General features: G+C 57.1%; 20 protein-coding genes and 2 pseudogenes. 9 read left to right on the plus strand and 13 right to left on the minus strand.

What is annotated here, in order from left to right; translation table 11 throughout:
• The first annotated feature begins 95 nt into the window (after positions 1-95).
• A complete protein-coding gene (locus GRS80_RS10505; protein ID WP_160047519.1) occupies positions 96-302 on the plus strand; it encodes a DUF4177 domain-containing protein in 207 nt (68 codons plus the stop codon).
• Positions 295-1,317 (plus strand): hypothetical protein, encoded by a 1,023-nt coding sequence (locus GRS80_RS10510; protein WP_160047520.1) that lies wholly within the window; start codon positions 295-297, stop codon positions 1,315-1,317. Before GRS80_RS10505 ends, GRS80_RS10510 begins: the two co-directional genes overlap by 8 nt.
• 484 nt (positions 1,318-1,801) lie before the next feature.
• On the opposite strand, the gene GRS80_RS10515 is transcribed toward GRS80_RS10510, so the two are convergent.
• The 3 genes from GRS80_RS10515 to GRS80_RS10525 all read right to left on the minus strand — a co-directional run bounded on the left by GRS80_RS10515 (position 1,802) and on the right by GRS80_RS10525 (position 3,497).
• The gene (locus GRS80_RS10515) at positions 1,802-2,134 is read right to left on the minus strand and encodes a hypothetical protein (protein ID WP_160047521.1); all 333 of its coding nucleotides are present in this window, start codon (positions 2,132-2,134) and stop codon (positions 1,802-1,804) included.
• Positions 2,135-2,365: 231 nt separating this feature from the next.
• Positions 2,366-2,773, minus strand: coding sequence for a hypothetical protein (locus GRS80_RS20700; protein WP_235019713.1), 408 nt, complete (start codon positions 2,771-2,773; stop codon positions 2,366-2,368).
• A gap of 58 nt (positions 2,774-2,831) precedes the next feature.
• Complete coding sequence (locus tag GRS80_RS10525; protein ID WP_160047800.1) at positions 2,832-3,497, minus strand: helix-turn-helix domain-containing protein; 666 nt, start codon at positions 3,495-3,497, stop codon at positions 2,832-2,834.
• 191 nt (positions 3,498-3,688) lie between these two features.
• On the opposite strand from GRS80_RS10525, the gene GRS80_RS10530 reads away from it, so the two are divergent.
• The 3 genes from GRS80_RS10530 to GRS80_RS10540 all read left to right on the plus strand — a co-directional run bounded on the left by GRS80_RS10530 (position 3,689) and on the right by GRS80_RS10540 (position 4,948).
• Positions 3,689-4,333 carry a helix-turn-helix domain-containing protein gene (locus GRS80_RS10530; protein WP_160047522.1) on the plus strand — a complete coding sequence of 215 codons (645 nt, stop codon included), beginning with the start codon at positions 3,689-3,691 and terminating at the stop codon, positions 4,331-4,333.
• Positions 4,334-4,415: 82 nt separating this feature from the next.
• Positions 4,416-4,766 (plus strand): HalOD1 output domain-containing protein, encoded by a 351-nt coding sequence (locus GRS80_RS10535; RefSeq protein ID WP_160047523.1) that lies wholly within the window; start codon positions 4,416-4,418, stop codon positions 4,764-4,766.
• Positions 4,763-4,948, plus strand: coding sequence for a hypothetical protein (locus GRS80_RS10540; protein WP_138783275.1), 186 nt, complete (start codon positions 4,763-4,765; stop codon positions 4,946-4,948). Before GRS80_RS10535 ends, GRS80_RS10540 begins: the two co-directional genes overlap by 4 nt.
• A gap of 446 nt (positions 4,949-5,394) precedes the next feature.
• On the opposite strand, the pseudogene GRS80_RS10550 reads toward GRS80_RS10540, so the two are convergent.
• The 6 genes and pseudogenes from GRS80_RS10550 to GRS80_RS10580 all read right to left on the minus strand — a co-directional run bounded on the left by GRS80_RS10550 (position 5,395) and on the right by GRS80_RS10580 (position 11,031).
• Positions 5,395-6,488 (minus strand): annotated as a pseudogene (locus GRS80_RS10550) (IS630 family transposase).
• A 45-nt stretch (positions 6,489-6,533) separates the two neighbouring features.
• Positions 6,534-7,262: pseudogene (locus GRS80_RS10555) on the minus strand (ISH6 family transposase); the annotation flags it as partial.
• Positions 7,263-7,464: 202 nt separating this feature from the next.
• Positions 7,465-7,752 carry an amphi-Trp domain-containing protein gene (locus GRS80_RS10560; protein ID WP_160047525.1) on the minus strand — a complete coding sequence of 96 codons (288 nt, stop codon included), beginning with the start codon at positions 7,750-7,752 and terminating at the stop codon, positions 7,465-7,467.
• A 979-nt stretch (positions 7,753-8,731) separates the two neighbouring features.
• Positions 8,732-9,172 carry a DUF6653 family protein gene (locus tag GRS80_RS10570; protein ID WP_160047527.1) on the minus strand — a complete coding sequence of 147 codons (441 nt, stop codon included), beginning with the start codon at positions 9,170-9,172 and terminating at the stop codon, positions 8,732-8,734.
• A gap of 163 nt (positions 9,173-9,335) precedes the next feature.
• Complete coding sequence (locus GRS80_RS10575) at positions 9,336-10,121, minus strand: ABC transporter permease subunit (protein ID WP_141465267.1); 786 nt, start codon at positions 10,119-10,121, stop codon at positions 9,336-9,338.
• Positions 10,114-11,031, minus strand: coding sequence for an ABC transporter ATP-binding protein (locus tag GRS80_RS10580; protein ID WP_160047801.1), 918 nt, complete (start codon positions 11,029-11,031; stop codon positions 10,114-10,116). Before GRS80_RS10580 ends, GRS80_RS10575 begins: the two co-directional genes overlap by 8 nt.
• A gap of 184 nt (positions 11,032-11,215) precedes the next feature.
• Between GRS80_RS10580 and GRS80_RS10585 the strand changes: the two genes are divergently transcribed.
• Complete coding sequence (locus GRS80_RS10585; RefSeq protein ID WP_160047528.1) at positions 11,216-11,611, plus strand: hypothetical protein; 396 nt, start codon at positions 11,216-11,218, stop codon at positions 11,609-11,611.
• A 140-nt stretch (positions 11,612-11,751) separates the two neighbouring features.
• On the opposite strand, the gene GRS80_RS10590 is transcribed toward GRS80_RS10585, so the two are convergent.
• The 3 genes from GRS80_RS10590 to GRS80_RS10600 all read right to left on the minus strand — a co-directional run bounded on the left by GRS80_RS10590 (position 11,752) and on the right by GRS80_RS10600 (position 13,807).
• Positions 11,752-12,303, minus strand: coding sequence for a DUF1648 domain-containing protein (locus tag GRS80_RS10590; protein WP_200840370.1), 552 nt, complete (start codon positions 12,301-12,303; stop codon positions 11,752-11,754).
• Positions 12,304-12,614: 311 nt separating this feature from the next.
• On the minus strand, positions 12,615-12,938 hold the full coding sequence (locus tag GRS80_RS10595) for a chorismate mutase (protein WP_160047529.1): 324 nt from the start codon (positions 12,936-12,938) through the stop codon (positions 12,615-12,617).
• Positions 12,935-13,807, minus strand: coding sequence for a shikimate kinase (locus GRS80_RS10600; RefSeq protein ID WP_160047530.1), 873 nt, complete (start codon positions 13,805-13,807; stop codon positions 12,935-12,937). The genes GRS80_RS10595 and GRS80_RS10600 overlap by 4 nt, the downstream gene beginning before the upstream one ends.
• A 143-nt stretch (positions 13,808-13,950) precedes the next feature.
• Here GRS80_RS10600 and GRS80_RS10605 point away from each other — a divergent pair, with 143 nt between their 5' ends.
• The 3 genes from GRS80_RS10605 (at position 13,951) to GRS80_RS10615 (ending at position 15,889) form a co-directional block, all read left to right on the plus strand.
• Positions 13,951-14,388, plus strand: coding sequence for a DUF5796 family protein (locus GRS80_RS10605; RefSeq protein WP_160047531.1), 438 nt, complete (start codon positions 13,951-13,953; stop codon positions 14,386-14,388).
• A gap of 3 nt (positions 14,389-14,391) precedes the next feature.
• Entirely contained in the window at positions 14,392-14,637 is a 246-nt protein-coding gene (locus tag GRS80_RS10610; RefSeq protein WP_160047532.1) for a hypothetical protein, read from the plus strand.
• Between the two features lie 187 nt (positions 14,638-14,824).
• A complete protein-coding gene (locus tag GRS80_RS10615) occupies positions 14,825-15,889 on the plus strand; it encodes a polyprenyl synthetase family protein (RefSeq protein WP_160047533.1) in 1,065 nt (354 codons plus the stop codon).
• Between the two features lie 152 nt (positions 15,890-16,041).
• On the opposite strand, the gene GRS80_RS10620 is transcribed toward GRS80_RS10615, so the two are convergent.
• Complete coding sequence (locus tag GRS80_RS10620; protein ID WP_149082431.1) at positions 16,042-16,650, minus strand: TetR/AcrR family transcriptional regulator; 609 nt, start codon at positions 16,648-16,650, stop codon at positions 16,042-16,044.
• Positions 16,651-16,677: the final 27 nt, after the last annotated feature.

Consider the following 16,677-nt stretch of genomic DNA (forward strand, 5'->3'; position numbering starts at 1 on the left):
GCATGGGTTGGTCCCGCGACCGTCGGCCGATTCTCGAGTCGCCGATCCGGAGTGACAACGCGAATCCTTTTTCCGCGAATCGTCGATATACGAGTATGACGACAGACCAGGGAGCCATCTGGGAGTACAAGACGGCCCGGCCACCCCGAGAGGCGACGATGGAGGAAGCGAGCGATCCCCAGGAACTTCTCAACGAGTACGGGCGAGAGGGCTGGGAATTCGTCAGCACGATCGAGTATTCTGGCGGCGGTACCAAGTTCCTCGTGTTCAAACGGCAGGCGAGTGGTGATACCGATGAGTGACGACGCGAACGAGGATGAAGTCAGCACTCAGAACACGGTGCGCGAGCGGGCCGACGAGAGTCGGATCAAGCTCTGGCTGCTCATGGGGGCGAACCGACAGCTCGTCACTGGCGTGCTCGCGGGATCGTTTTTCGGGCTGTTTATGATCGGGAGCCTCCTCGAACCGACGCTCTCGGAGCTGTTGCAGACTCGGGGCATCATCGAGTCGCTGTACGCACAGATGATCAGCGCGCTGATCACCGGTGTCATCCTCGTCGTCACCATTAGTCAGTTGATAATTTCACAGCAGAACGGCCCGCTCGGCGAACAGCGAACGCGGATGAGCGAGACGCTCGACTTCCGGGATTACATCAAAGAGCTTACCGACAAGCCGGCGCCAGCCGATCCGTCAGCGTTCCTCCGTGAGATCATCGATGCGACACAGCAGCGCGCCGAGACCCTCGACGAGACCATGGAGTCGACGGACAACGACGACCTCAGAGACGAGGTCGACGAGTTTGTCGACAGCATCACCGGCAACGCCGAGACCGTCCGCAACAAGCTCGAGGGCGCGAAATTCGGCACGTTCGATGTCGTCCACGCCTCGATAGACTACAACTACTCCTGGAAGATTTTTCAGATCGAGCGCCTGCTGGCCGACTACGAGGACGACATCGATGAGGAACAACACGACGCCCTCGAGGACCTCCGGAGGTCCTTCGCGATGTTCGGGCCGGCTCGCGAGCACATCAAGACGCTGTACTTTCAGTGGGAGCTGATCAATCTTTCGCGGTACATTCTGTACGCCGCGATTCCGGCGCTGCTGGTCTCGGGGATGATGATAACATTCGTCGATGCGACGACGTTCACCGGGGTGATCCTCGGGATCGAGACGCTGCTCTGGGTCGTCGCGATTACCTTCACGATCACGCTCGTTCCGTTCTTCCTGCTGACCTCGTATATCCTGCGGATCGCAACGGCTGCGAAGCGGACCCTCGCGATCGGTCCGCTGATCCTACGGGATTCCCAGGGCTGAGATCGGAAGCTACTCGATCGAAATCGACGTTTCCACCTCGGCCAACCGGTTCGGCCAACCGGTAGATCACGTCGATCACGCGTTGGACCGTCAGACCGTGATCGATCGTGCTCAACACCGGCGGCTAGCCCGATTCCACGGCCTCGAGAATTGGTTGTTGTCCTCACAGCCGGTGTGAACGAGCGAACCGTCCGCCAGCGTGGACTCGACCAGGTGGTCAGTGCCCAGCTTGTCGGCCTGGTACAGTATCGGCTCCTCCTCGCTGAATCAGTATCGACACTGTCCTGAACGATCACCACCTTCGCAAATCGAGCTGAATCTCGTGCGGCATTAGCACTGGGAGTTCAGCACTGGTTGTTCGAACTACCCGGCTTCTGTCAGGAAGGGCGTGACCGACTCAGAGGATTTATCTATCAAACGTGGAGAGGTTTCGGCGTTACGGCGTGTCAACAGTCGCTGTGATTGCGTCGTCGTCTTCGTTATTTCATCCATCGTTGATTTTTCCCTCGGTTACGTCGTCGGCATCATCGAGAGTCGTCTTGACGATGTCTTCGCTCTTCTGGCCCATCCAATGAAACGTTCGCTGCGCCTGAAACCCGATCTGCTCGAACGTCGACTCGGCCGCATCGTATTCGTCCTCAGAGAGTTCGACCAATTGGGCCAACGGTCGACCGGGCAGCACCCGCGGGTTCGCCAGAATCCCGATTAGCAGGCCCGTAAATGGTGACTCAACGGCGTGCTCCTCCTGTGCAAGGTGATCCGAGATCACGCAAACCGTCTCGCCTTCGTTCACGATAGGGTGTGGCCCCCACTTCATATCCACCTCCCGAAGTTGGCCGCAGGAGGATACATAAACTATGCTCCAGAGCGCCAACTCGTAGCCCCGACCAAGCAATTAGACCAAATACAGCCGACCCTGTCTACGATCCTTGATGCCGATCCTACCCTCGACGCGGCGATGGAACTGTAGTATCAATCAACTGTTCCCCATCCTCGTTCACCCAGATCGTTTCAATTCGAACGAAGGGGAAGTCGATCCGATATTCTGTCACTCGTGGGCTTCGTACGGCTCGACCAACGTCAGGAGATCTTGTTCCAGTTCACCGCCAACAAACTGGACGTGCCCCGTTTCAGCCTCATGGTCGATTATCCGAGCCTCGTCCAGTTTTGGAAGATGGGTATGGTGAAGTGCGATCCGGACGCGTTGTCGGTGTTCGGCTGACTCCAGGTTCGCATCTTCGTCCCGAACCCGGTCTGCAACGCGATCTACGAGCACATCGTATTCCAGTGTCCTCTCGGAAGCGTTGTCCAACGCGTTGAGGATGGCACGTCGATGTTCATTCGCCACTGCCGACAGAATCGTATTGGGGGAGATCGATTTCTCACGCCCCGAAGAACCGGAAATCGCATCAACTGACTGGATATCACGTGTCCCCAGCTCTCGACTCTTATCCATACTCACACAACGTACGCTCAAATCCCTGGCTCTATCCCATGGTGTGTCATGGGAACAGTCAGTCCACTTGTGCCGCTGATTCGGGAGTGAGAAGTGCGTATCTCCCGAACGTACCAATAGCACGACGCAGTCGCTCCGTTACTGCCTGATCGGAAATTCCGAGCTCGTCAGCCAACTTCGCGGTCGTACAGCCGCGTGGAATGTCGTAGTATCCCATTCGAATGGCAAGCGAAAACGCTTCTCGTTGGGGCTCACTCAAGCCGTACCACGGACCAGCATCGGGGTCCGTCGGATTGTATATACGGGTTAATTCCAGGGAGATGTGCGCATCCTCACAACAGGTCTGGCATTGACTAAACGTTTCGCGGTCTGAGAATCGTATCTCGAAATTCCACCCTTCCGACGATCCAGTCGCACCCAGTATCTGCCCGTCGTGTTCCAATATACACTGAAAAAAGTGATCCTGACTCGCATCCCAGTCGAGCCTGAGCAGCGTCCGGTCGTCGAACACGTCCACCTCCGTGACGCTATTAACCGTTGGATAGCGCTCGACCGTATCGAGAAAGCCGTTTTCGACCGGTTCGTAGACCCAGAAGAGCGGCACGGTGACGTCCCCACTCGGGACGAGCGTTTCGAGTTCGATTGCCGACGCATCCTCGAGACTGAGAATTTGCCCGAGTTCAAAAGCATCGGATGGGATGCGAATCTCCGTTATTACACTCATGCTCGCTTGTGCGACTAGATTGCCCGGTCGTACAAAAGGAGATGACATGGTGTACCATGGCTTTCCGGGTATCAAACGGACTCCCCGCTTGCAGCATACACTATCCCGGCCACCAACTGTGCATTGGCTCGTCTCGAAGCCATGATACACCACCCATGCCGGTTATTTGTCTGCTAGACGAAGGGTTCCGCATGGCGACTGTGATGGAGTTTACGAGTCCGACAGCGGAGTTCCCACTGGGGAGTGTGTTCAAAAACTTGCCGGGTGTGACGGTCGAACTGGAGCGGCTGATTCCACACCAGACGCTGATTATCCCCTACTTCTGGGTACGCGATGTGGAAACGGAGGACATCGAAGCTGAGTTCGAACAACACGCCGGCGTGAGCAACATCCGAATGGTCGATAGCATCGAAGACGAGTATCTCATGCGTGCCGAGTGGGAACAAGAGTACTTCGGCATCCTGAGCGCGCTGGCCAAGGCCAACGTCGTCGTGCTCTCCGGAATCGGTACGAAAGACGAGTGGCGATTCGAGGTGCGCGGCGAGAGTCAGGAGACAATCGGCGAGTTTCGAGAGTACTGCCAGGAAAACGATATTCCGATAACAATCACCGCCGTCCACGCCATGCTTCCGATCCAGGGCGAGGGCTACGAGTTGACCGAGACCCAACGCGAGGCGCTGATACTGGCCTACGAGCGGGGCTACTTCGACACCCCACGCGAGGTGTCGCTCGAAGAGATCGCTGACGAGCTCGATATCACCCAGCAATCGCTCTCCTCACGCCTTCGACGTGGGCATCGACGTCTCATTGGAGCGACGCTCAGCAGTTCGCTGTGATCGTTCGGAGTGCGACTTTTATAAACCCCCTGTATAATCAGTGTTCCTATTGAACCGACGCAGGCGGCTAGAATCGGGCAAGATGGACACGAAGGTAGCTGGGGTTGGAGTCGAAGCGGTCGAGTACTCTCAGGAATCTGGGACTGTTCGCGCACAGTTTGATCAGGAGGAGACACCAGCGAGCATGGCTGTTGTCGCAACGCTGGCGGACGTAATGGATACTGATCCTGTAAAACTCGACCCACTCCATTCCACTGTTGACGCCGACGAATTAGATGCGCTCGTCCGCGTTCGCAACGGGGCGAACGGGGATACCCACGCTGCATTCACGCACGAGGGGCACGCAATAACCGTACACAGCTACGGTGAGATCACCATCACACCAGAACACGAACTCACAGTGGAGAAACACGAAAGGGGCGCGGGAAGATGACGTCTGAGGAAACCTCGCTTACGTCGAAGGAGGAATTGAACGCGGAGCTGAAAGCCCTCCTTCGCAGGGCCTACGAGAGTGGAATCGATGTGGAAGGCGGGTTCGAATGTCGGAATGGGGTCGAACATCCCGACTGGGACGTGATCGTCACAGAAGTCGAAAAGAACGAGCATTCGGAGTGACCAAAGACGAGCGTGGCCAAATCGGTAGCAACTACTTAACCTGTGAGTGACGAACGCTGTAACCAAGATCGAATCAAACGGGTACTCTCAGCGCAACAGCGACGAGTATTACTGCGCTCCTCGACGAGAGTTCGATGTCTGCTGATCCGATTCTTCGTAAGGGAGAAACTCTCAACTCCGGGGAGTACCTCACGGTTTGTTACGAACTCCATCACGTTCTACTCCCCCAATTGGCGGACATGAGACTTATCGAGTTCGACAGGTGTGAAGACGAGGTACGGCGAGGACGAAGATTCGATGACGCTCTTCGGAAGCAGATTGTTGATCGAACAGAGCTGGCGCTGTGAAAGCGTAGCGGGCAAGGATGATGCGTTAGCATCACCCGACTATGTTCCCAGTTAAAGTGTTTCGCTCAGAGGCGAGCGCAGCGAACCTGCTCTTAATGACTAAGATAACTTTTGAAAGTCAAGGAACTTCTCGCACCACTTCTTTGCGAAGCTGATGCGTTGCGTTATTTTCTCGAAAGTCTCCTGAACGAGGTTTTTGAACTCGTCTTCGTTCTCAATGACGATCGGTGCCATTGTCCACTTGAGATAATCCCAGACTTGTTCGATTGGATTCAGGTGCGGTGAACCTGATGGAATAAAAATCAGGTCGATCCCAAGTTGATGCGCGCGCTTGCGCGTGTACTTACACCTATGTGCTCCGTGCTTGTCCAAGACGAGCAGAATCCGCTTGCCGGGATTCTGCTCGCGTACCTGTTCTAGGACGCCACAAATCCGCTCTTTCTTTTCGTCTTTGGTGAATGTCACCAAACTCTCCCCGCTGAGGGCGTGAATCCAACTGCAGAATCGTGCGTCTTGACTAACTCCCGTTCAATGTGTGGATCGTCTACATACCAGACACGCCGCGAATTATCGTACGGCTGTGGCTTCGACGCATCAAAAAACCCGAGGACGGTACCGCCATCAGTGCAGATATCGTCGTCAACCATCCACCCTCCTTCGTCTTCTTGCTCATGTTTGTTGTGTGGCTGGTCATCCTCGTCGAGCGCGTCGTTGACGCGCTCTTCGAGGATTTCATCAGGATTTTCTGGCCGGTATGGACGCTTTGGCCGTGGTTTCGCGTACGAAAGACCAAGCTCACGAAGGAAGGTACCGAGGTAATTTGGACTGTAAGAAACGCCGAATTCTTCCTGGAGAAGATGCTGAATCTCCTGCGATTTCCACGATTGACCGTCTCGAAGCATCTCGACCAGCTCCTCTTGTTCATTCTCGTTGAGTTTCGGAGGCCGGCCGCCTCCGAAACTCGGCATCAATCCTTCTAACCCGTCTTCGTTCCAGTCATCCGCCCAGCGACCACCGGTGGTGGCCGACCGACCTTCTCGGTCGGCGGCCTCCGGAATTGAGTCGCCCTGGTAGAGATTTTTCAAAAACCCAAGCCGACGGAGGTGATGGTCGTCTTCAGCCTCGCGCAGCAGTTCATCGATTTCTTCCTCAGCTAAGTGACGCTTAATCTCCTTTCGACGTGAGCGTTCCATTACTCATGCATCGAGATTAACTCACAAAAGTTTTCGTACTCATTACGCGTCGTCAGTGATCGCCTCGGTCTCCTCGAGAGTCGCTGCTGTCTCATTCCAAGAATCGTTGAGATTGACGTCTAAAAGCGTCGTTTCCGTGTCTTCCTCGGTGGTCTGTCCGAGGGTGACGTTAACGTCGTGGAACGTGCAGTGATCGTCCTGGCTATGACACTTCGTTCCGTCAGGAACGACAGTGTCTGCGTTCGTCCCAGGAAGCCGATCACGAACGAAGTCACCGAGTTTCCTACCGTACTCGCGGACTCGACGGCTGATCGTCGTTTTCGAAGGCATCGGAGTGAAGCCGTCGCCGTGGGCGACGGAATCACGAAAGCTGAGCGACGTAGCGAGGTCGGTACTCTGGAGCGAAACATCCTCTTGATAGATGCGCTGTCCGTCGAATTCGACGAGATCCTCGAGTGGCCGGAAGTAGGTTAGATCGTCCTCAGTAGCAGCGGTATCTTTGACGTGGTGGAGCGTGAATTCGTGTTCTCCAGCAGTTGTAACGGCTGTTCGTGTCGTGGTGCCAGCGCGCTGGAAACGGCGGTCGCCGTTTCCGCGCGCGTGTTTCTCCCCGCAATACGTCTCGACGAGCACCTCGTCGAGGCTTCTGAGGATCTCCTCAAGGATAGTGGCCTCGATCTGAATCTCGGTAAGAGATTCAGCGAGCGTGGCAAGCGGTAGCGTTTTGTCTGGGTCGAGACTAACTGTGAATTGCGCGTCGATTGTGGCGTGCATGGGTCACTTCGGGGTAGGTACCAGAGGTGACCCTGTTTCCACAGGAGTCAGTTACGACTCTAGACGAGTTTGGGACACGACCGATTTTTCTGAACTCTGCCAAAAGCCGCCTGCTGGATAGAGAGGGTGGTTGCAGCACGACGCCTCTGTTTCTTTCAGACCGAAATCAGTGAACTATCTGCTCACTACACGTGCGGAGTGACTACTCGATTTCTAACTGACCACTTTTAGTGCCTTCCCCACCGTCGTTCTCGTCCCATTCGAGCTCGAACTCGATGCTGCGTTCAGTCATGTTGCCAGCCGGACCTTCGCGTTCAGCTTTGACCTCGAAGGTCGGCCGGGCAGGGGGATTCAGTGTTACAGACTCGGAGCCTGCTTTCAGGTTGATGGGGTTTCCGCTTTCGAGGTTGTCCGCGACTTTCCGGAGGTACGATGCGATCTCTTCTCGACTCTGGTTGCTCTCTGATTTGAACAGGACTTCTTCAGGCATACAGGAGAACGTACACAGCCTGCACCGATAAATGCGCCCGCTGTGCTGACCGATCACCCCTTCGCAGATCAAGCCGAATCTCGTGCCACATTTGCGCCCTGTATCTTGCATAGCCCTCAAAACCTGTCAGGCGTAGGGCTACAGCATGTGGCGATAGCTCTCGCTTCCTTCACCGGTGATGGACTTGCCGAAGAGCGTCGGCAGTGGCTCTCCCGGAAATGCGAATGTATTTTTGCGCTGTCGCCAGGTCGCTCCAGCCCATCAGCGCCTGGAGTGGAACGGGTGCGACCCCTTGATATGCGTGGTAGCTGGCAGCGGTCGCCCTGAGACAATGGGGATATACTCGACCCTCAATATCTGCGACCTCAGCGACAGCGTTCACTCGTCTATTGACTGTGGTTCGTGACCGAGGGAACGATGCGCACTGGTCAGTGAATCGCTCCAGACACAACTCCAGCCGGAGCGACAAATCAATCGGGATCGAGCGGGCGGAAGCAACCGTCTTCGGATGCCAACGCGCTTCCATTGCCTCTTCCTGTGTGAGTTGCTCATTGTGGGTGGTTTCTTGTGAAGCCTGGCGACGACAATAACCACACTCACAGGGTTCGTGTTGTGGAACGCGAAGCAGCATCCGATCCCAATCGAGCCAATCTGCACGGAAGTGCGCAATCTCGCCAGCCCGGAGTCCGAGTCGGCCAGCAGCCAGACATACGAATCGTGCCTGCAAGTCTCGCGGTTCCGGCAGTGAACTACACGCTTCTAGGAGGAGTTCAAACTCTCTGTCCGTGAGTACGTCCTCGTGGGTGTGCCGCGTCGTCAAGGATTGTCGGTGCTGCTGTGCCCATTCACTCGACTGATGATAGTCGTCCGTCATCCACCACAAGAACGCTGCGCCCCCGAATTGAAAGGAGGTATATCAGTGATAAGTCAACAGAGTGCCCGCTGAATATAGAGGATATATTCAGCACGGCGATTATTGCTACGTAACATGTCTGTCGTAACGTTCAACCAGATGTCGTAACCACCAGAAGTTCAGCACGACGGTCAGAATGGTTCCAAGAGCGGTCTTCAACGGGCGCTGACGCCACGCAGCATACAGCGTATAGATGCTTGTCAGCACAGCTGCCGTGCTGAAAATGTTTGGCTTGGATACCCCGAGGATACCGTGGCCTTCTCCTCGAACCCACCACTGTTGAGCGAGAACGCCCCGCGTCATCCATGCTTCTTCATCTTTGGGTGGGGAGAATAAGATTGGATTGACCACTCCCCACAGTATCGAGAGTAACAAGAGACGCCAAGAACGCCGGTAAATAGCATACGCAACAGCAGGAGCAACCGGAATTCGCGTCCAGACGCTTTTTGGGTTCGAATGGCGCATCCAAAACCACTCCTCAACCACAACAGGATCACCGGAAGCCATAGCTAACAGTACACGTTTCTTGAGGATAAACGTAGTCGGTGGTGAACACAGATAATGACTACAGTCTCTGTACTGAACGATGCGTCCTTCCCCTGTATTGACCGCAACCGGGTCAAATATATTACTTGCTGAGATTTCAACAGAGCCTCTGAGCCAAGCTTCCCTAGATATCTCGCCGCTGGAACAGTACTTGGCTCACGATGAGTAATCCCAAAAATCCAGCAAGGAGAATTCCAGAATCCATCACCTCGTACGTACCATCAATAAGAACCGGTGTTGGAGAGTAGTAATGGGTTGGGCTGATGTATTGAATCCACGAGAATTCCTCCGCCGCGCCAACTGCGGACTCAACGAGCCAGAGAACGAACATCAGCCCGATGGCAGCCCGCTCTGCAACCGCCGCCCGGTTCACGAGTACCGAGAGAACTGTTCCAATCGCAGCGCAGACAAGGAGATACGGAATCGAGAGGAGATGCGCCAACACGAGATGCATCGGATCAATCGTTTCGCCAATCGCCAGTACGAGACCGTACGTGACACCGCCCACAACTACGTTCAGCAGGACAAGTGGAAGCACCATCGATGCGAATTTTTCGAGAAGTAACTGGCTCCGAGATACCGGAAATGAGAGCAACAGATCCATTCGGTCATTCTCGATATCGCTTGCAATCTTCCCCGCTGCTGAGTATGCAAAGTAGATTCCGAGCCCCACCAACCATACGAACGTGTAAATCTGTCCCCCGAGCCACCCTTCTATCGTTCCAATCGTTTGAATGCCGAACGCTTCCCTCATCGCAGGCGGCACTGACTCCGCGATCTGCGCGTAAGCGGATGCATCAACGAGAGAAAAATACCAGACGATAAAGGCCACGTAGAGACTCACCCCAATCGTCAGAATCACCGTTCCTCGAAGACGCCGACTCGTCTCATATCGCGTGGTTTCAAGCATCCGAATGAACCCCCTGGTTGGCTTCTCCTGCTCCCGCTGACCCGTAATAGTGCATGAAGACGTCTTCGAGCGGTGGTTCGCTGATGTCGATCTCACGCACGTCATGTGTCGCAAGTTCGCGGAGAAGCGTGTTGTACTCGCCAGTGTAAATGAATTGGATTCCGTCAGCGAACGTCTGCACATCACTGACCCCATCGAGTGCTGCGAGTTCAGTTCTCGCCTCGTCAGTCGTTCGAAGTCGGACACGCTTCCCACCTTGGTCCATCAACGTCTCGATATCCTCTAATCCAACGAGTTTCCCGTCGCGGAGTATCCCGACCCGATCACAGACGCGTCGGACCTCGCTCAGCACGTGAGACGAGAAGAATAACGTCTTTCCCCGCTCACATTCGTTCCTGACGAATTCGTTAAACTCCTCTTGCTTAAGCGGGTCGAGGCCGGATGTCGGTTCGTCCATAATCACGAGTTCGGGATCGTGCATGAAGGCTTGGATGATGCCGAGCATGCGTTTGTTCCCGGATGAATACTCGCGGATAGGACGCTCCACCGGGGGTGTGAATATATTGAGGAGTTCGTCTCGCCGGTCACCACCCTTGACGGATGCATGATAGTCCAAGACGTCTGCGCCAGTCACTTCCTCGTTGAATCCGAGATGCGCCGGTAAATACCCGATTCGCTGCTTGGCGTCGATGAGCGCGCCCTCATCGTGAACATCTGCGCCGAGAACAGTCGCTGTTCCGGATGTCGGTTCGAGTAACCCCAGCAGTGTTCGAATCGTCGTCGTCTTCCCTGCACCGTTTGGCCCGAGGTATCCGAAGATTTCGCCAGTTTCGACGGTGAACGAGACGTCGTCGTTAGCGAGAACATCTCCATAATCCTTTGTCAACCCGTCAAGTTCGATTACTCCCATAACCTCATCCTTTGCATCCACTCCATTTTGTTGTATCGGAGGTTACATTCGACGTACATAGAAGGAAACGTCACGAGACAGTTGGGATTTGACTACTGAGCTGGGACTGCGGTCAATCACGGGGCGAAGAAAGTGGACTCAACGGAGACATACCGTTATTGTCTCTCCCGACCTACTGTCAGTTATGGCCCGAGTTGGTTTCGTCCTCGTGGGACTCGTCATGGCCCTGGTTCCAGCACGAGTTCGAGAAGCGTTCGAGAAACTCGCCCTCAAAAAGTCTGATGAGGTGAGCCCCAGCCCCTCGTTTACGCCAGCGATTAGAGCGGAAGGCGTGATTTTCGTGGTCGTGAGCGTACTGGGAGGAACGGTGTATCGTGTGTCGATGTACGTCCTTGGACTGGCCGGTGCTATTGCACTCTTCGTTCCGAAGCGGGCACTCCGGTTCAGTATGAACATCTCGTACGAAAACCCAGAGACAGTCGAATGGAAGGACGGACTCATTCCAGTAATTCGCGGGTTCGGCGTGCTGTATCTACTCATTGCGTTGAACGAGATCAAAAACCGCAGCCGGGACACGTAACCGGAATTTCGGGGCCGCGACTTACAGATCCGATCCCGAGGCCGAATCTGGTTCCCCTTCGATTTGCTCGTACAGGTAGTACGAGTATACGGCAGTAATCCCGGCAGTCAGGAGCAGTGGGACGAGAACGAAATAAATCGCTAGGTCGCCGACGAAGAGTCCGACCAGCGTGAGGACGGCGGTGAGTTTGAACAGCCAACTACCGAGGGCATGGTCCGATTCCAGACCTCGTCGCTGCTGAGCGTCCACGGTGTCCGGATACCGGCGAACCAATTCGGCTCGGCGTGCGGGAGGAAGATGCCGACGTAGTAGAACAGACCAGCCGCGCCGACCAAGATGAGGGCCGTGAAATCGAACTCGTAGCCGAGGTTGAATGCGATGACCCCGGCGTGGACGAGGACCAGATATCCGGTGAAGATGACGACGAACCAGTCGTAGTAGGCCCGGAACTCCGCGATGTTCTCACGGAGTGGACCGATCCGAGGAATCACGGCGAACACAGCGAACAGCCCTGCGGTCATCGCGGGAAACAGCCAGAGTGCGAATTGCTTCGACATGGTGCCATCCGGTTCTCCGGCGGCGTTCCAGTGCGTGACAAGGTCGGCGGGGAGCGACGGAGCTGCGAACAGGCTCACGATGCCCGAGAGTACCACGAGTCCAACCGCCACCCCGAACCGGTGAATTGTCTTCATACACGACGATACGGCCCGTTCCCTGATGAATCAGTAGGGAAGAGCCGGTGAACTGATTGCGGACAATACTGATGACTGTATTGAGCACTCGGTGGGGGCTACTTCTGGAGAAACCCCATGCAAGATATGCGCTCTCTATTCAGCACGATATTCTGAATATCTACCAGACTTGATAGACCGTTCAGCGGTCAATAGGCACGTGTAGTGTCCGCCAGTTCCAATGTACTCACTCTACTGAACCAACTGGACAGCAACCGGAAGATCTCCGTTCGTTGGTAGGGCAGTACACGCACTCAGAGGCCCGCTTAGCGCTATCTGCTATTCCTTTGTTCAACCTTGTTTAACTCGATCAGCAGTCGGAAAATCGCTTTCACGAGATTCTCGTCGACATCGAACTGATCAGCATTGTCGCCCGCGCGATCCATCACCTGCTGTTCTTGGGATTCGTCCGTTGTCGGCAGGCCCTGTTCCTCTTTGACCTGGGCGATCGCGTCCGCCACGTACGTTCGCTGTGCGATCAGTTCGACGATCTCGCGGTCGATCGTCTCTATCTCTTCGCGGAGTTCGTCCAGGCTCATCTCCTCCGGGGTTCGACCCCTCGTCTCCTCTCCCGTGGCTGTGGATTCTCGAGTCATATCGTTCGTGTTCCGTCGGTCCGCGTTTGCAATAGTCGCATCGTTCCATCGCGTTCGTTCCACCGCTCCGACACCGCCTCGAGCATTTCGCGGTCGCCGACTGCGACGTAGCTTGGACCCGTTCCGGACAGCGAGACGCCGGTCACGTCGGGCAAGGCGTCGATCATCGGCCCGGTCGAAAAGCCAAGCGCCCCGCAGAACGCGAAGCCGTTGACGGTCATCGCCTCGCCGTATCGTCCCTCGAGGGCGAGTTCGGCGACGAGATCGGCCATCGGCGCGATTCGCTCGCAGGCGGAGACGTCGGCGTCGGCGCTGTAGGCCCGTTCGGGCGGTGTGAAGACGAGCGCGTGCCAGTCGAGTTCGTCGCGAGCGAGCAACTCGTCGGTCTCGTTGTCGGTGACTGTGACGCCGCCGAGCATGCTCGCGCTGGCGTCGTCGAACGCACCGGTCACGGTAACGCCGGCCTCGCGGGCCGCGCGGACGCCGAGTCGGCAGGCGTCGGTTCGCTCGACGGCGTCGGCGACGGCGAGCGCGTCGAGAGTCGCGAGCACCGTCGCGTTGGCTGCGGCGCTCGAACTCTTCAGCCCGCCGGCCATCGGGACCTCGCTTTCGGTTCTGACGCTGGCACCGACGGTCGACGGATCGAGCCCGGCGGTCTCGGCGTACTCGTCGACTGTCACCTCGACGCAGCGTTCGATAAGTGTCGTGTCGGCGTCGGGCTGTTCGTCGACGTCGCCGACGACCTCGCCGTCGTCGGTGAGTTCGACCGTGGCTGTCGTCTCGAGGTCGATCGCGAACGCGGATCCGGTTCCGGTGGCGAGTGCGTTGAGAACCGTTCCGGCTGCGGGTGCGACGGCGCGGCCGTCCATACGAAATCACTCACAGAGGGCGTATTTACGGCTGACGGTCTCGACAGATGGTATCCTCTCTGAATATTGATAGGTTTCACCGACGAGCGGGCGAAGCCGCGAGAACACACCGCTTTTCCCCCGTCCGATCGAATACGACACCGATGAGCACACGGAGCAACGTCGCACCCAGTACGATCGGCGTCGACTTCGTCGAGGGCGGCGTCGTCGTCCAGTACCTCGACGGGCGGGAAGTCTTCTACCATGGTCCGCCCGAACCCGTCACGGGGTGGATCAAAACGCCGCCCGGCAAGGATGTCCACGTCCTCGTCACCGACCCCGACGGCGTCGAGGGCGTCATGACCTACGTCAACGACCGCGACACCCACGACGGCATCCTCGAGACGACCGGGGTCGGGCGGGTGATGCTCGAGGGAGACGACGAGGAGGTCCTCTTTCCGGGCGTGACGGTGTCGACGGAGGCGTACTCGATCCACGTCGAGGCGGATCTCTCGGCTGTCGATGGCCGGGTGTTCGTCTTCGCCGAGGACGAGATGAGCGAACACGCTTACGAACTGGTCGACGAGGACCACGACGCCTGACCAATGCCACTCCAAAAACCCTGGCGCGACCTCGATCGATCGACGGTCTCGAGCGCACCCGACCGCCCCGGCGTCTACGAACTGGGCGATTCGTCGGGGACCGTACTCGCCGTCGAGAGCGGCGTCCTCCGCGACGAACTCAAGACGGCCCTGGCTTACGGCGACGGCGACCAGGTGCGCTGGACGGAGACACACACCCTCGAGCGAGCCCGCGAGATCACAAGCGAACACCGCGACCGCCTCGAGTGACGAATCGTCTTCGACGACGGCGGCCGTCGACTTGAGTACGGAAACCTCGAACGAACTGGCGTCGCTTGCGCGTCGTCGACTTCTCTTTTCATCGATCGTGCAACAACCTCTCGACCTGTAATTCGTCCAATCGGTCTGGTACACGAATAACTGAATCTTTTTTACCCCGGTCACTCTCGAGACGGGTATGCGGGAGACGCTTGCCGAGTGGCGGCCGGCCGTAGACGAGGCGATCGACGACCTCGTCCCACGGGAGATCGACGCCGAATACCTCGAGTCGTTTTTCGGCGAGCCGACCTACGAGTACGATCCCGAGGGGATCCAGCGGGCGCTGTCGGATCCCCTCTGGGATCTGCTCGATCGGGGCGGCAAACGCTGGCGTGCAGTGCTCTTTCTCGTTTTCGTTGACGGGTTCGGACACGATCCGTCCGAGTATTTGCCGTACGCGTGTATTCCGGAGATCCTCCACAACGGGACGATCATCGTCGACGACGTCGAAGACGAGGCGTCGATGCGCCGGGGAGAACCGGCGTTACATCACATCTACGGAGAGGACGTCGCGTTGAACGCCGGCAACGCGATGTACTTCCTACCGCTCAAGATCCTGACCGAGAATCCGGCGGATCTCCCGGCCGACAGACGGCTCGCTGCCTACGAGATGCTGATGTACGAACTCAATCGCACCCACCTCGGCCAGGGGATGGACATCTGCTGGCACAACGAACGTGAAGTGCGGATCACGCCCGAACAGTACCTCGAGATGGGTGCGTGCAAGACCGGCTGTCTCGGCCGCATCGTCGCCCGGCTCGCGGCGATCATCACCGACCAACCCCCGGAGGTCGAGGAGGCCGTCGCCAGATACGCCGAGTTGACGTCCGTCGCGTTCCAGATCGGCGACGACATCTTAGACGTCGAGAACTCGCTCGGTCGGGCCGGCGAGTTCGGCAAGGAGTTCGGCAACGACGTTCGCGAGGGAAAAAAGACGTTGCTCGTGATCGATGCTATCGAGGGGAGTCCACCCGAGCAAGCCGACCGACTGCAGGGGATCCTCGAGGCCGACACTAACACGGACGAGGAGGTGCTCGAGGCGCTCTCGATCATCGAGGAGGCCGGAAGCATCGACGACGCTCGCGAACGCGCGCTGGAACTCGCGGCACAGGCTCGCGCCGAGATCGACAGACTCGACCTCGACGAGGAGACGTCGGAAACGCTTCGCGAGTTTACTCGGTTCGTCGTCGACCGCGACGTGTAGATACGATCTGTGATGACTGATTGCCGGTCGATCGCCCGCCGGTGTGCGATCGGCCGGACGGACACGTCGCAGTCCGTATGATACGCACTGCTGTCTCGATTCCTTACTTGGTTTGCCGTCTGGCACTCTCCGGAAGACGGACAGAAGAGCTGTCAGGAGTGCAATGAATCGAGGATGAACTCGTCGATAGCTCGGCGGGTTTCCTCGGGGGCGTCTTCGTGTCCGAGTGAGATCCGCCGTCCGCGGGCAGCGTGGATGACGTCGGTGATCAACTGTCCCATTCGTTCGGCGTCGACCGATCGGAACTGCCCCTGCTCGATTCCGTCTTCGACGACCTCGACGATGCTTCCGCGGATACGTTCGTAGTGGTCGTCGAAAATCTCTCTGTGTTCGCCGTCGTTCTGGGCGTACGTGTACAGTTCGTGATACACTTTCATCCGATCCCAGTGGGTGAACTCCTCGAACTCCGGTCCGAACAGACACTGGTCGATCCGGGCGTCGAGTTCGGACCGTGGATCGGTCTCTTCGTCGACCTGAACGCTCCCTTCGTACTGTTCGATGACGTACTCGAGAAACGACGACATCAGATCGTACTTCCCGTCGAAGTGGTAGTGGATGACCTGTCGGGTGAGGTCCATCTCCTCGCCGATGTCGCGCATCCGGAGGTCGGTGTAGCCGTGCTTGCTCAACGCACGAAACGTCGCTTCCATGATCACCTCCTCGGTGTCTTTTGCGGAGACCGTCTCGCTGGAGTCGCTCATACGATCACTCGGGGCGAGAGGTACATA

This window comes from Natrialba sp. INN-245, assembly GCF_009807105.1.
Classification (GTDB): domain Archaea; phylum Halobacteriota; class Halobacteria; order Halobacteriales; family Natrialbaceae; genus Natrarchaeobius; species Natrarchaeobius swarupiae.

Coding starts and splice junctions, on each gene's coding strand:
- GRS80_RS10560 (WP_160047525.1), bottom strand. CDS start 7,752: ATGCCTGAAGAAGTCCTGTTCAAATCAGAGAGCAACCAGAGTCGAGAA.
- GRS80_RS10605 (WP_160047531.1), top strand. CDS start 13,951: ATGAGCACACGGAGCAACGTCGCACCCAGTACGATCGGCGTCGACTTC.
- GRS80_RS10525 (WP_160047800.1), bottom strand. CDS start 3,497: ATGAGTGTAATAACGGAGATTCGCATCCCATCCGATGCTTTTGAACTC.
- GRS80_RS10575 (WP_141465267.1), bottom strand. CDS start 10,121: ATGCTTGAAACCACGCGATATGAGACGAGTCGGCGTCTTCGAGGAACG.
- GRS80_RS10595 (WP_160047529.1), bottom strand. CDS start 12,938: ATGACTCGAGAATCCACAGCCACGGGAGAGGAGACGAGGGGTCGAACC.
- GRS80_RS10610 (WP_160047532.1), top strand. CDS start 14,392: ATGCCACTCCAAAAACCCTGGCGCGACCTCGATCGATCGACGGTCTCG.
- GRS80_RS10540 (WP_138783275.1), top strand. CDS start 4,763: ATGACGTCTGAGGAAACCTCGCTTACGTCGAAGGAGGAATTGAACGCG.
- GRS80_RS10535 (WP_160047523.1), top strand. CDS start 4,416: ATGGACACGAAGGTAGCTGGGGTTGGAGTCGAAGCGGTCGAGTACTCT.
- GRS80_RS10570 (WP_160047527.1), bottom strand. CDS start 9,172: ATGGCTTCCGGTGATCCTGTTGTGGTTGAGGAGTGGTTTTGGATGCGC.
- GRS80_RS10615 (WP_160047533.1), top strand. CDS start 14,825: ATGCGGGAGACGCTTGCCGAGTGGCGGCCGGCCGTAGACGAGGCGATC.
- GRS80_RS10515 (WP_160047521.1), bottom strand. CDS start 2,134: ATGAAGTGGGGGCCACACCCTATCGTGAACGAAGGCGAGACGGTTTGC.
- GRS80_RS10505 (WP_160047519.1), top strand. CDS start 96: ATGACGACAGACCAGGGAGCCATCTGGGAGTACAAGACGGCCCGGCCA.
- GRS80_RS10530 (WP_160047522.1), top strand. CDS start 3,689: ATGGCGACTGTGATGGAGTTTACGAGTCCGACAGCGGAGTTCCCACTG.
- GRS80_RS10600 (WP_160047530.1), bottom strand. CDS start 13,807: ATGGACGGCCGCGCCGTCGCACCCGCAGCCGGAACGGTTCTCAACGCA.
- GRS80_RS20700 (WP_235019713.1), bottom strand. CDS start 2,773: ATGGATAAGAGTCGAGAGCTGGGGACACGTGATATCCAGTCAGTTGAT.
- GRS80_RS10590 (WP_200840370.1), bottom strand. CDS start 12,303: ATGAAGACAATTCACCGGTTCGGGGTGGCGGTTGGACTCGTGGTACTC.
- GRS80_RS10620 (WP_149082431.1), bottom strand. CDS start 16,650: ATGAGCGACTCCAGCGAGACGGTCTCCGCAAAAGACACCGAGGAGGTG.
- GRS80_RS10585 (WP_160047528.1), top strand. CDS start 11,216: ATGGCCCGAGTTGGTTTCGTCCTCGTGGGACTCGTCATGGCCCTGGTT.
- GRS80_RS10510 (WP_160047520.1), top strand. CDS start 295: ATGAGTGACGACGCGAACGAGGATGAAGTCAGCACTCAGAACACGGTG.
- GRS80_RS10580 (WP_160047801.1), bottom strand. CDS start 11,031: ATGGGAGTAATCGAACTTGACGGGTTGACAAAGGATTATGGAGATGTT.